The sequence below is a fragment of the Streptomyces sp. NPDC107581 genome (assembly GCF_055657175.1).
This window is the reverse complement of record NZ_JBVKBH010000019.1, coordinates 136,986-149,975: the sequence shown is the minus strand read 5'-3', so window position 1 is coordinate 149,975 and position 12,990 is coordinate 136,986. Positions and strand designations below refer to the sequence as shown.

Below are 12,990 nucleotides of genomic sequence, written 5' to 3'. Positions count from 1 at the left end.
TCGGTCGGTCGGTCGGTCGGTCGGTCGGTCGGTCGGTCGGTCGGTCGGTCGGTCGGTCGGTCGGTCGGTCGGTCGGTCGGTCGGTCGGTCGGTCGGTCGGGAACTGCTCCTGCGGCCCGCGGTCACGGCCCGTGCAAGGCATTACGGGATCTCCTGCTCGGCCCAGATGATCTTTCCTTCGGCCGTGTAACGGGCACCCCAGTGGTGGGCGAGCTGGGCCACCAGGAACAGGCCGCGGCCCCCCTCGTCCGTGCTGCGGGCGTGCCTCAGGCGGGGGGCGGTGCTGCTCGCGTCGGCGACTTCACAGGTCAGCCGCGCATCGCGGAGCAGCCGTAGCCGGATGGGCGGTTCGGCGTAGCGGATCGCGTTGGTGACCAGTTCACTGACGATGAGTTCCGTCGTCACGGCCAGTTCCCCGAGGCCCCAGTCCGCCAGCCGGCGGGTGGCCTCGGCCCGGGCATGCGCGACGGCGGCCGGCTCGGCGGGCACCTCCCACGAGGCCACCTGGTCCGCTCGCAGGGCGTGCGCGCGTGCCAGCAGCAGGGCGATGTCGTCGGGCTGCGGCGCCGGCACCAACTGGTGCACGGCGGAGGTGCACAGGGCGCCGAGGTCCGTCGCGGTGCGGGCCAGCACCTCGCCGAGCCGGGCCATGCCCGACTCGACGTCCTGGTCGACTCCCTCGATCAGGCCGTTGGTGTAGAGACCGATGAGGCTGTTCTCGGCCAGCTCCATCTCGGTGACCTCGAAGGCCATGCCGCCGAGACCGAGCGGGGGGCCGGCCGGAATCTCGGGGAAGCAGGCGTGTCCGTCCGGGGTGACGACGACGGGCGGCGGGTGTCCGGCCCGGGCCATCGTGCACCGCCGGGTGACCGGGTCGTAGACGGCGTAGAGGCAGGTCGCGCCGATGAAGGTCGCCGTACTGGCGGTGGCCGCGTCGCGGCCGGTCTCCTCGTCGCTCAGCCGCAGCACGAGGTCGTCGAGGTGGGCGAGCAGGTCGTCGGGGGGCATCTCCATGGCGGCGAGGGTCTGCACCGCCGTACGCAGCCGGCCCATGCTCGCCGCGGCGGAGATGCCGTGGCCCACCACGTCCCCGACGACGAGGCCCACGCGGGCGCCGGACAGGGGGATCACATCGAACCAGTCGCCGCCGACCCCGCCGCTCGCGTCCGCCGGGAGGTAGGAGGAGGCCACCTCCAACGCCGTTCCACCGGTCAGGGCTTGCGGCAGCAGGCTGCGCTGCAGGGTGACAGCCGCGGTGTGCTCCCGGGTGTACCGGCGGGCATTGTCCACGCACACCGCCGCCCGCGCCACCAGTTCGTGGGCCAGCAGGACGTCGTCGGGGCCGAACGAGACCGGATTGAGCGAGCGCGCGAACGTGGTGAGGCCCAGTGCCGTGTTCCGCGCCCGCATCGGCACGGAGATGAGGGAGTGGACACCGAATTCACGCATGCGGGCCGCCCGCGCGGGCTGTTCGGTCACCCAGAGCTCGTCGGCCGGGTCGAGGACCGGGATCAGGACCGGATCTCCGCTGATCAGCATGTTCGGGTCGCCGGGCGGGGGCAGGAAGTCCACTTGCTCGCCGACCCGCGCCACCGCCTCCGGGCAGCCCTCGCGCACCGACTGCAGACCCGCGCGGCGCATCGCCGGCCGCGCGGGCGCCGGGCCCGCGTCGGTCAGCCAGGTTCCGTGGCCTTCGGTGCTGAGCACGTGCTCCAGGAGGTCGACAACGACGAAGTCCGCGAAGCGGGGGACCGCGAAGTCGGCCAGTTCCTGGGCCGTGCGCATCACGTCGAGGGTCGTGCCGACGCTGGTGCCCGCCTCGTTGACCAGTGACAGGAGCTGGCGGGCCGACCACCGCTCGGTGACGTCCTGGACCATGTAGCAGACCCCGGTGAGGGTGTCGGCGCCGTCCACCAGCGGGAAGAAGGAGGTGGAGTAGGCGTGCCGGCGGTGCGGATCGGCCCAGCTCCACCCCAGATACTCGTAGTCGGTCACCGGCTCCCCCGTCGCCAGTACCTTGCGCATCAGCCCCTCGATGGTCTCCGCCTCCAGGCCGGGCAGCACCTCGCTCAGCCGGTGTCCCAGCCGCTGGTCCCGGGGCACACCGCCGAACCGTTCCAGCGTGTCGTTCAGCCATACGTAGCGCAGCTCCAGATCCATCACGGCCATACCGACCGGCGAACGGGTCAGGAACCCGTCCAGGACGGACTGGCCCACCGTCCACTGCCGCCGCCGCTCCCGGACCGAGAGCAGAAAGCACTCCGTCTCGCCGATCCGGAAGGAGGCCGAGACCCGGAGATCGATGTCGACGCGGCGGCCGTCCCGGTGCCGGACGGGGACGAGTCCGCTCCAGCCCATCCCCGCGCGGCACCGCTGCGCGATGCCGGCGGCGCGTGCCGGGTCCCCGGGCACGGCGAGCAGACGCGCGGCGGAGCGGCCGACGACCTCTCGTGCGCGGTGGCCGAGCAGCACCTCGGCGGCCCGGGTCCAGCCGACCACGACACCGTCCGCCGAGACCACCGCCGTCGCGTCCGTGGACGCGTCGAAGAGATCACCCGGCCCGACGGACGCGGTGGCCTCGGCGCCGTTTCGCCCTGATTCCATCCGTTCCATCCTCTGTCTCCACCATGGTCCTGCTTGTCCGCCCGATGCGCACGGGCCGGGTCCACCCGATGCACAGGGGCCGGGTCCGCCCGATGCACAGAGGCCGGGCGACGGGACGTGCCCTGGCCGAGGCCCTCCTCGGGTTGGGCCGGACGGAACGCCGGGGGCAGCATGGAGGAGGTACCGGTCATCGGCGGCAGCACGAAGGACGTACCGGTCATCGGCGCTCGGGCGCGGTCGTGCCCGCAAGGCCGGCCGACCGGCCGGTGGAGGTGGATCTCGGATGGCAGTGGGTTCCTTCCGCATCGAGGGCGGCGAGCCCAGCGCCGGGCGGCCCCGGCCGACCGGACTGCTGGATGTGCTCAGCGTGGCCGCGGTGGCGCTGGACACCCGCGGGTGCATCGTCTTCTGGAGCCCGCAGGCCGAGGAGTTGTTCGGCTACACCGCAGAGGACGTGCTCGGCAAGCACGCGGTCCGGCTGCTCATCCACCCCGAGCATCTGCAGGCCGTGGTGAGTCTGTTCACCGAGGTGCTGGAGACCGGCCGCGGCTGGGCCGGCGCCTTCCCGGTCCGGCACAAGGACGGCAGCAGCCGTCTGACGGAATTCCGTACGATGCGGCTGCTGGACGACCGGGGCGACGTGTATGCGCTCGGCATCGCGGCCGACCACACGCTGCTCCAGCGTGTCGAGACCGATCTGGCCCTGTGCGAGCGGCTGATCAACCAGTCGCCCATCGGCCTGGCCCTCTTGGACCCCGACCTGCGCTACCTCCTGGTCAATCCGGCGCTGGAGCGGATCGACGGCACTCCCGCCGAGGACCACATCGGCCGTCATCTGCGGGAGACGCTGCCCTTCCCCGACGTGGACACCGTGGAGTCCGCGCTGCGTCAGGTGCTCACCACCGGCATGCCCCTCCTCGACCAGTACCACGTGGGCCGTCCGCCGGCCGACCCCGACCACGACCACGCCTGGTCGCTGTCCTTCTACCGGCTGGAGGACCCGGGCGGGCGGGTGCTGGGCGCGGCCGCCTCCGTCGTAGACGTCACCGAGCGGCACCACGCGGCCGCCGAGGCCGACCGGGCCCGGCGCCGCCTGGCCCTCATCGCCGAGGCCTCCGCCCGCGTCGGCACCACGCTGGAGGTGGAGCAGACCGCGCACGAACTGGCCGACATCTGCACGCCCGTGCTCGCGGACGTGGTCGCGGTCGACGTGCTCGACTCCGCGCTGGCCTGCCGCCGGGTGCGGCGCCCGGACAACGGGCCGGAGCTGTTCCGCGCTCTCGCCCTCAAGGCGGCCCACCCGACCGTGGCGCTGCGCGCCGCCGACCCGCCAGGTGACCTCGCGGCCTACGACGGGGACCGCCTGGTCACCCTGTGCGTCCACACCGGCCGGCCGGTCCTCGTCCGGCACGTCGGCGACCGGGACCTGTCACGCATCGCACGCAACGCCGAGGCCGGCGCGCTCCTGGCCCGGGCCGGCGTGCACTCCTATCTCGCCGTGCCGCTGATCGCCCACGGCGAGGTGCTCGGCGCCCTCGACCTCAAACGCACCCGCAATCCGCAGCCGTTCGACGACGACGACGTGGTCCTGGCCGGCGAGCTGGCCGGCCGCGCCGCAGTGGCCATCGACAACGCCCGCTGGTTCCAGAGCGTGCGCAACACCGCGCTCACGCTCCAGCGCAGCCTGCTGCCCGACCACTCGCCGCATCACACGGGTCTGGAACTCGCCTCCCGCTACCAGCCCGCCCAGGCCACCAGTGAGGTCGGGGGCGACTGGTACGACGTCATCCCGCTCGCCGACGACAAGACCGCCCTGGTGGTGGGCGACGTCATGGGCAACGGCATCGACGCGGCCGCCACCATGGGCCGGCTGCGCACCGCCACCTGTGCCTACGCGGACCTGAACCTCGCCCCCGGTGCGGTGCTCCAGCACCTCGACAAGATCACCTGCGATCTGGAGCACTACATCGTCACCTGCCTGTACGCGGTCTACGACCCCCGCACGCGACAATGCACCATCGCCAACGCGGGACACATGCCGCCCGCCCTCTCGCGGCCCGGCCGGTCACCGTCGTTCCTGGACCTGCCCGCCGCGGCGCCGCTCGGCGTCGGCGGCGTCCCGTTCGAGACCACGACGACCGATCTGCGCTCCGGCGACCTGCTGGTCTTCTACACCGACGGCCTCGTGGAGACCCGGCAGCACCCCATCGACGACCGTCTGAACGTCCTCCTCGGGTTCCTCGACGAGCCCCGCCGGCCACTGGAGGAGACCTGCGACCTGCTGCTGAACGGTCTGCGCCATCCCGACGACCACGACGACGTGGCCCTGCTCGTCGCCCGGGCCCTGTAGGCCGTCGGCTCTCCGCCATCCGCTTGGTGGGGTCCGCCGGTCGGTGCGACGCTGGGTGGAGAGGTGTCCGAGGAGCGGAACCCAGGAGGGCCGATGGGGCGAGACGTCCCGGCGCTCGTCTTCACCCGCGAGGACCGCCGCCGGTACCGGATCAAGATGCAGGAGTGCCTCGACGCGTTCGCGCAGATGCTGCGCGAGTCGCAGTTCGAGGCCGAACGGCCGCAGGTCGGGCTGGAGATCGAGCTGAACCTGGTCGACGACGAGGCCGAGCCGGCGATGCGCAACAGCGATGTGCTGGAGGCCATCGCGGATCCCGCGTGGTCGACGGAACTGGGCCGGTTCAACCTCGAGATCAACGTCCCGCCCCGGCGGCTGACGGCGGGCGGCCCCGACGCCTGGGAGTCCGAGATCCGCTCGGCGCTGAACCACGCCGACGAGCGGGCCGGGTCGGTGGGCGCGCGGCTGGTCATGATCGGCATTCTGCCCACCCTGCAGCAGGAGGACATCGGCGAGGAGACGCTGTCGGAGAATCCGCGCTACCGGCTGCTCAACGACCAGGTCTTCGCGGCCCGGGGCGAGGACCTGCGGATCGAGGTGGACGGGGTCGACCGGCTGCGGACCTACGCGGACACGATCACTCCGGAGGCCGCCTGCACCAGCACCCAGTTCCACCTTCAGGTCTCCCCGGAGAACTTCGCCCCTTACTGGAACGCGGCACAGGCCATCGCCGGGATCCAGGTCGCGCTGTCGGCCAACTCGCCGTTCCTGTTCGGCAAGGAGCTGTGGCACGAGACTCGCGTCCCGCTGTTCGAGCAGGCGACCGACACCCGCCCGGAAGAGATCAAGATCCAGGGGGTACGGCCCCGGGTGTGGTTCGGCGAGCGGTGGATCAACAGCGTCTTCGACCTCTTCGAGGAGAACCTGCGCTACTTCCCGGCGCTGCTGCCCCTGTGCGACGCGCAGGACCCCGCGGAGACGCTGGACCGCGGCGACATCCCCGAGCTCTCCGAACTCACTCTGCACAACGGCACGATCTACCGCTGGAACCGGCCGGTGTACGCCGTCGCCCAGGACCGGCCACACGTCCGGGTGGAGAACCGGGTGCTGCCCGCCGGACCGACCGTCGCCGACACCCTCGCCAACGGCGCCTTCTACTACGGGCTCACCCGCGCCCTGGTCGAGGAGGACCGGCCGGTGTGGTCGCGGATGTCGTTCGCCGCGGCCGAGGAGAACCTGCACACCGCGGCACGGCACGGCATCGAGGCGGGGCTGTACTGGCCGGGCATGGGCGAGGTGCCGGTGCCCGAGCTCGTCCTGCGGCGGCTGCTGCCGCTGGCGCACCGCGGCCTCGAGCACTCCGGGATGGACGCGGCCTGGCGGGAGCCGCTGCTCGGCATCATCGAGCAGCGTTGTGTCACCGCGCGCAACGGGGCCGTGTGGCAGAAGGAGATGGTCCACCGTCTGGAGACCACCGCCCGGGTCGGCCGGCACGAGTCCCTGCGGCGGATGACGCAGCTGTACATCGACTACATGCACCTCAACGCGCCGGTGCACACATGGCCGGTCGACTGACCGTGCGTTCCCGGATGCCGAGCCGGACGATCACCGGATAGGCTCCCGGGGCATTTGCCGGGGGAGCAGCAGAGGTGGGGGCATGGTCGACGATTCCGCGTCGGAGAAGGCCGCGAGACCGGGGGTACAGGCGGTCGCGGCGGTGATGGTGTTCGCGGGGGTGGTGGGCGTCCTGTGGGCGCAGAAGGAACTGCAGGGGTCCTCGGAGCGTGGAGCGGCCACCTGTTCCGGCGACCGTCACAGGGCTGCCGGCGGACCTGTGTCCGCGGCACGGCTGTGCACGGCACTGAACCGACCGGACCTGCCCGCGCTTCTCGGGACACCGCGGGAACGGGCCGAGACCGCCGACGCGTCCGAGAGTTCGTTCGAGGACGCCTACGGCGTCAAGACCCCCTCGCCCCAGGCGGAGGTCTCGTTGAAGACGTACTCCGTGAAGCTGTGGGCGTCGGACGACGGTGTGCGGATCGGTGAGATGTCCGGGTTCCTCGGCGGGTCGGCGGAGCCGAGGACGGTCCTCGGTCACCCCGCCGTGCTCTACTCGGACCACACCATCGCCCTCGACTTCAGCCTCGGCGGCGGCAAGGTCGGCACGGGCACCGGGGGCATCGCCCGGCATCTGCTGGTCGCCGCCGATCCGAAGGACGGCGGCCGCTCGTTCGAGGTCGCCGTCTGGCGCCAGGACGACATACCTCCCGACGACACGGCACTGTTCCGGGTGGCCGAGCAGGTCCTGCCCACCGTCCCCGGCTGGACCGCCGGCTGACGGCCCGCCCGGGGCACCGCACCGCCCACCGCCGGCACACCGCACCGCGGCCACCGTGCCGCCGCGCCGGCTCTTCGGGAAGTGCTTGGACGATCACCGGCCGTCCCGCATAGCGTGCTGCCATGCGCGTCGACTACTCACCGGCATCCGTGGATCCGAGGTCGTTCTACCAGCTGCTCACCGCCGTGGTCGTGCCCCGGCCGATCGCCTGGGTCTCGACCCTCGCCGCGGACGGCGAGACGGCCAACCTCGCGCCGCACTCGTTCTTCACCGTCTCCTGCACCGCTCCGCCCATCGTCCAGTTCACCTCCGTCGGCCGCAAGGACTCGCTGCGCAACGTCGAGGACACGGGTGAATTCGTCGTCAACTTCGCTCCCGAGCCGCTCTTCGCCCAGGTCAACGCGACCGCGACCGACTTTCCCCGTGACGAGGGCGAGTTCGACGCGGTGGGTGTCGGGCGCGAGGCGTCACTGCGGGTCCGGCCGCCGCGCGTGGCCGCCTCTCCGGTCGCGCTGGAGTGCACGCTCCACTCGACACTGCGGCTCGGCAACTCGACGGTGGTTTTCGGCCATGTCGTCCACGCGGCCGTGAGCGCGGAGGTGCTGGTGGACGGCCGGCCGGACATCGGACTGCTGCGCCCGCTGGCCAGGCTGGGCGGGAACGAGTGGAGCACGATCGGTGAGGTGCGGGAGGCGGCGCGCACACCGTACCGCGACTGGCCCCGCGACTGAGCGGCCCACCGGCGAGGCCGTGCGCCGACTGCCGGTATCGCGCCGGGCGGGATCAGCGTTCTGGACGACGAACTCCTTCACCTCCCAGGTGGTGCAGGTCTGGTCGAGCGACAACTTTCACGACCTGTTCACAACCCCCGTCTTCCGCCAGCTGATTCTGCGCAGCGTCACGGTGGCATTCGCTGTGACCGTGCTGTGCGCCGTGATCGCCTTCCCTGTCGCCTTCTACACCGCGCGGGTGGCCCGCCCGAGGTGGCGGCCGCTGCTCGTGGTGGCGATCCTCACCCCGCTGTGGGCCGGCTGTCTCGTGAAGGTGTACGCCTGGCGGCTCATCCTCTCCCGGGGCGGCCTCGCCGACTGGCTGCTCGCGCCCCTCGGCCCGGGCGGCCCGGGCTTCGGTCTGCCCGCCGTCGTCCTCACCCTGACATACCTGTGGCTGCCGTACGTGATCCTGCCGATCCACACAGCCCTCGAACAGCTCCCGGCCACGCTGCTCGACGCCTCCGCCGATCTCGGCGCGAAGGCCGGGCGCACCCTCCGCTCGGAGGTGCTGCCCATGATGTTGCCGTCGCCGGCCGCCGGCTCCGTGTTCACCTTCTCGGCAACATGACCCGGCCCCAGCAAGGGCCCGTGGTGAACGTCGTGGCCGCCGTCCTCGTCCTGCTGTCGGTCGTCCCCCTCTACGTGGCCCAGCGCCTGGCGGCGGACACGGCGACGTCGAGCCGGGTGTGAGCCGCACCGGCTTGTCCACCGGCGTCACGGCCAGGGCTTTCGTAGGCTGAGGGTGCCGAGGCCCGCTCGGGAGGTGTGCCCGCAGGCAGGAGAGGGTCGTGATCGAACTGGCCGCGCTGTTCGCCGTCACGGGAGCGGCGAGCAACGCCGTGGGGACCGCCTTCCAGCGCAAGGCGGCGTCCACGAGCCGGCGGACCGGGGTACGGCTCCTCGGAGAGCTGATCCGCCGCCCCGCCTGGGTGATCGGCATGGCCGGGGTGATCGGTGCCGCGGTGTTCCAGAGCCTGGCCCTGGTCAACGGGCCGCTCGCGCTGGTCCAGCCGCTGTTCATCCTGGAGCTTCCGTTCGCGCTGCTGGTCGCCGGCCCGCTGATGCACCGTCGGCTGCCCCGCTCGGGCTGGTGGGGTGTGGGCGGCGTGGTGGCGGGCCTGGCCGTCCTGCTCGCCTCCGCCGCCCCGCACGGAGCCACCAGCCAGGCGCCGCTGTACCGGTGGATCCCGGCGCTCGGGCTGTGCCTCGGCGGGATGACCGCAGCCGTGCTGCTGGCCTGCCGGGGGCACCGGGGGGCGCGCCGGGCCGCGCTGCTGGCGGCGGCCTCCGCGACGGGCAACGCCATGACCGCGGCGATGCTGAAGTCGGCCTCGGGGACCTTCGCCGACCAGGGCTTGCCGGCCTTCCTGCGCTCCTGGCAGACATACGGCTTCGCGCTGGCCGGTGCCGCCTCCGTGCTTCTGCTGGAGAACGCGCTGCAGGCCGGTCCGCTGGCCGCCGCGCAGCCCGCGCTCACCATCGGCGACGCGATGGTCAGCCTGGCCCTGGGCATGACCCTGTTCGACGAGCGCATCCGCACGGGCTGGTGGCTGCTGCCCGAGGCGTGCGGTGCCACGCTGATCGTGGTGGGTGTGCTGGTGCTGAGCCGGGCCGTGCAGCGCATCGCCATGACGTAAGTCCGACAAAGAGCAATGAGTCCGGCACATGCCGAATAAATAGCTCCGCCGCACCGGCCACGGCGGTCTCTCATTCAATAACTTGCACGTGAACAGACGGTGTATACCGGCCCCGCATAGGACGCTCCGCGTTGCGATGGTTCCCCTATGTGAGTGATAGCATCCCCGCGTCTGCGACCTTGGTCCACTCGGCTCGGTCGTTTTTGAGAACGACCTGGTTCTCAGCGCGACGGCGGCCGAGGCGTTCCGGGCGGTTGCGCCACGGATTCCCACGAGGTTCGTCCGCCGACGGCTGCAGACTACACATAGGAAAGGTTTCCATGATTCGAGACGCACTCGTTTGGTGCCTGGTTGCGGTGACGGCGATCGCCGTGGCCGCGGCCCTGGTGCTCCGTCGCCGCAACCAGGCCATCGCGGCGAAGAAGCAGCAGGCCGAGGCCGCCCTGACACAGAGGGCGAGCGAGGCCGACAGTCAACTTGCCGCCTTAAGAGCGGAGTTGCAGCGGCACCAGGCCGAGCACGCCAAGACCATCCAAGAAGCCGAAGAGGCGGCGGAAGACAGTACCAAGGCCGTTCTCAAGGGCTCCGCACGCTTTCTGCAGAGCCTCGCCGCGGAGCAGTTGGCACTGCTTGAAGAAATTCAGCGCAAATACGGTGGTCATTCCGTTCTGAGTGATTTGCTGGAAGTCAGTCACGCCAATGCTCAGATGGCCCGCAAGGCGCAGGGAATTGCGGTTATGTGCGGTGCACCGCTGGGCCGACGCAACAGGCCGGCGAGCGTTTATGACGTGGTGCGGAGCGCACAGAGCCAGATTCGTAACTTCCGGCGTGTCGAAATCATGCAGCAGACCGGTTTTGCATTGAAGGCCTCGGCCGTTTCTCCGGTCGCCCTGGCGGTCGCCGAGCTTCTCGACAATGCGGCCAGTTTCTCTCAGCAGGGTTCACCCATCGAGGTCACTTTCCAGCGGGTGCAGAAGAACCTGTGCATCGTCATCGACGACGCCGGTGTCGGTATGAACGACGAGGAACGGCAGAAGGCGTCCGCCCTGCTGTCCGGTGACTACCACCCCCGGCTTTCCCACCTCGGAAACCAGCCCAAGTTCGGTTTCCCCGTCATCGGCCTGCTCGCGCAGCAGTACGGATTCCGGGTGGACGTGACCGGCGTGTCCCGTTACGGCGGCGTACGGGCGGTCGTTCTGCTGCCGGCCGAGCTGTGGACCGAAGAGGAGACGGCACCGGCCGAGAACACCCAGGTCAGCGGCATTCGGGGCAGCGTCGGCCGATCGGAGCCGGTGGCCCGTACCGCGCACGGCCTGCCGCGCCGGGGAGCCCGTCAGGTGCCCATCGCCAGCGTTCCCGACCAGGCCACCACGGCGCCGCCCGCCGCAGCCTCGGAGGATCCCGGCCGCGCCGCGGGCCGCAGCCTCGGAGCGTTCCAGCGCGGCACGCTCTCGGGCCGCAACCTCGCGTCGGCGCCGTCCGAAGGGTCCGATGAGGCATGACCACAGACCTGTCGTGGATGCTCGAGGACATCGTGCAGAACGTGCCGAGGGCGCGCCATGCCGTCCTGCTGTCCGCGGACGGCCTTCCCCGCGGTGCGACCGACGGCATGGCCCAGCAGGACGTGCGGACCATCTCCGCCGCCATGGCGGGGATGCAGTCGCTCAGCCGGGCGACCTCCCACTTCGCCGGGCCGGGTGGGGACAGGCAGTGGAACCAGACGATCATCGAGTTCTCGCACGGCTGGATCTTCCTGATCGGGGCCGGTCAGGGCGCGTATCTGGCCGCCGCCGCGGCGCCCGACGTCGACATGCAGCAGATCTCCTTCCGCATGCACCGGCTCGTCGCCCGGCTCGGCAACAACCTCACCTCGCCGCCGAGAGTGGCCGGGGAGGGTGCGGACGGGCGGCCGGGCGAGGCGCGGACGCAGAGCGGGGCGGCGGACGGCACGGGCATCCCGATCGCCGACCTCGACAAGGTGGTCGGTGAGGTGCAAGGCGCCCGCCACGCCGTCCTGTTGGGCTCCGACGGCCTGCCCCGCGGCGCCACCACGGGCATGAGCCAGGATCTGGCGGACACCATCTCGGCGGCCATGACGGGGATTCACGCCTACAGCCGGGCCACCTCGCAGTTCGCCGGCGTGCACCAGGACGCCCGCTGGCAGCAGACGGTGATCGAGTTCCAGCACGGATGGATCTTCCTGATCTCCGCGGGACGCGGTGCGTTCCTTGCCGCGGCCGCCGAACACGATGCCGATATCGAGGAGTTCACCACCCGTCTGCATCAGGTGGTACCGAGGCTGAGCGCATATACCGCACCACGCGGGGAGGCGAGCCGCACGTGAATGACGGGCCGGATCAAGAACTGGAGCTGACCTCCGCATTAGTCCCGCTCTTCGTGATCACGAACGGGCGTTCCCTGCCCCCGGACAATGCCTACGAGCGCACGACCCTGGTGTCCGCGCAGGAGGGCGCCGCCTCCTCGGCCCGCACGCTTTCCCCGGAGGCGCGTCAGGTTCTGGAGCTGGTCACCGACGGCTTTCTGTCCGTCGCCGAAGTGGCCGCCCACACCCATCTGCCGTTGGGCATCGTCCGGATTCTCCTGGCGCAGATGGAGGAAGGCGGTCTCATCATCGCGAGGAAGCCCGTTCCCCGCGCCGAACGTGTAGATCGAGAAGTGCTCAACGCCGTGCTCGACGGCCTCAAAGCCCGATTCGGAGCGTGATTCGTGTACCTGGATTCAGGTGTCCTGACCGCGGTCAAGATCCTCGTGGTCGGGCACTTCGGGGTCGGGAAGACCACGTGTATCGGCAGCATCTCCGAGATCGAGCCCCTGCGGACCGAAGAGGAGATCACCGAAGCCAGCGTGGGATTTGACGACCTGTCGGGAACCCCGGACAAGACCACCACGACGGTCGCCATGGACTTCGGCCGGCTGACCATCAGCGACGAGGTCGTGCTCTACCTGTTCGGCACACCCGGTCAGGAGCGCTTCAAGGAGATGTGGGAGGAGCTGTCCCGGGGGGCGCTGGGCGCGCTGGTCCTCGTCGACCCGGAGCGGCTGTCCGAGTCCTTCCCGGTCCTGGACCTGGTCGAGCGGTTCGGCCTGACCTACGCCATCGGCGTCAACCACTTCGACGGCACGATCGACTACCCGCTCGCGGAGATCCGCGAGGCGCTGAACCTGTCCGACCGCACGCCCGTCATCTCCTGCGACGTACGGGACCAGCAGTCGTCGGCGCAGGCCCTCATCACCCTCGTCCACCACCTACTGTCCCTACTCGACTAGGAG

10 protein-coding genes and 1 pseudogene are annotated in these 12,990 nt (G+C 70.9%); 10 read left to right on the top strand and 1 reads right to left on the bottom strand.

The window, feature by feature from the left end:
• Nucleotides 1-141 precede the first annotated feature (141 nt).
• The gene (locus ACZ7P3_RS36580) at nucleotides 142-2,604 is read right to left on the bottom strand and encodes a SpoIIE family protein phosphatase (protein ID WP_472088385.1); all 2,463 of its coding nucleotides are present in this window, start codon (nucleotides 2,602-2,604) and stop codon (nucleotides 142-144) included.
• 283 nt (nucleotides 2,605-2,887) lie between these two features.
• On the opposite strand from ACZ7P3_RS36580, the gene ACZ7P3_RS36575 reads away from it, so the two are divergent.
• From ACZ7P3_RS36575 to ACZ7P3_RS36530, 10 genes and pseudogenes are all read left to right on the top strand, one after another.
• The gene (locus tag ACZ7P3_RS36575; RefSeq protein ID WP_472088383.1) at nucleotides 2,888-4,954 is read left to right on the top strand and encodes a SpoIIE family protein phosphatase; all 2,067 of its coding nucleotides are present in this window, start codon (nucleotides 2,888-2,890) and stop codon (nucleotides 4,952-4,954) included.
• A gap of 93 nt (nucleotides 4,955-5,047) precedes the next feature.
• Entirely contained in the window at nucleotides 5,048-6,526 is a 1,479-nt protein-coding gene (locus ACZ7P3_RS36570; RefSeq protein WP_472088382.1) for a glutamate-cysteine ligase family protein, read from the top strand.
• A gap of 82 nt (nucleotides 6,527-6,608) precedes the next feature.
• The gene (locus ACZ7P3_RS36565; RefSeq protein WP_472088380.1) at nucleotides 6,609-7,289 is read left to right on the top strand and encodes a DUF6215 domain-containing protein; all 681 of its coding nucleotides are present in this window, start codon (nucleotides 6,609-6,611) and stop codon (nucleotides 7,287-7,289) included.
• A 122-nt stretch (nucleotides 7,290-7,411) separates the two neighbouring features.
• Nucleotides 7,412-8,020, top strand: coding sequence for a flavin reductase family protein (locus ACZ7P3_RS36560; RefSeq protein WP_472088379.1), 609 nt, complete (start codon nucleotides 7,412-7,414; stop codon nucleotides 8,018-8,020).
• Between the two features lie 52 nt (nucleotides 8,021-8,072).
• Nucleotides 8,073-8,752: pseudogene (locus tag ACZ7P3_RS36555) on the top strand (ABC transporter permease); the annotation flags it as partial.
• Between the two features lie 98 nt (nucleotides 8,753-8,850).
• Entirely contained in the window at nucleotides 8,851-9,699 is an 849-nt protein-coding gene (locus ACZ7P3_RS36550; protein ID WP_472088378.1) for a DMT family transporter, read from the top strand.
• Nucleotides 9,700-10,019: 320 nt separating this feature from the next.
• Entirely contained in the window at nucleotides 10,020-11,201 is a 1,182-nt protein-coding gene (locus tag ACZ7P3_RS36545; RefSeq protein WP_472088377.1) for an ATP-binding protein, read from the top strand.
• The gene (locus ACZ7P3_RS36540; protein WP_472088376.1) at nucleotides 11,198-12,043 is read left to right on the top strand and encodes a roadblock/LC7 domain-containing protein; all 846 of its coding nucleotides are present in this window, start codon (nucleotides 11,198-11,200) and stop codon (nucleotides 12,041-12,043) included. The genes ACZ7P3_RS36545 and ACZ7P3_RS36540 overlap by 4 nt, the downstream gene beginning before the upstream one ends.
• Nucleotides 12,040-12,423, top strand: a complete 384-nt coding sequence (locus ACZ7P3_RS36535) for a DUF742 domain-containing protein (protein WP_472088374.1) — start codon at nucleotides 12,040-12,042, stop codon at nucleotides 12,421-12,423. Before ACZ7P3_RS36540 ends, ACZ7P3_RS36535 begins: the two co-directional genes overlap by 4 nt.
• Before the next feature lie 3 nt (nucleotides 12,424-12,426).
• Nucleotides 12,427-12,987, top strand: coding sequence for a GTP-binding protein (locus tag ACZ7P3_RS36530; RefSeq protein ID WP_472088372.1), 561 nt, complete (start codon nucleotides 12,427-12,429; stop codon nucleotides 12,985-12,987).
• The last annotated feature ends 3 nt before the right edge of the window (nucleotides 12,988-12,990 follow it).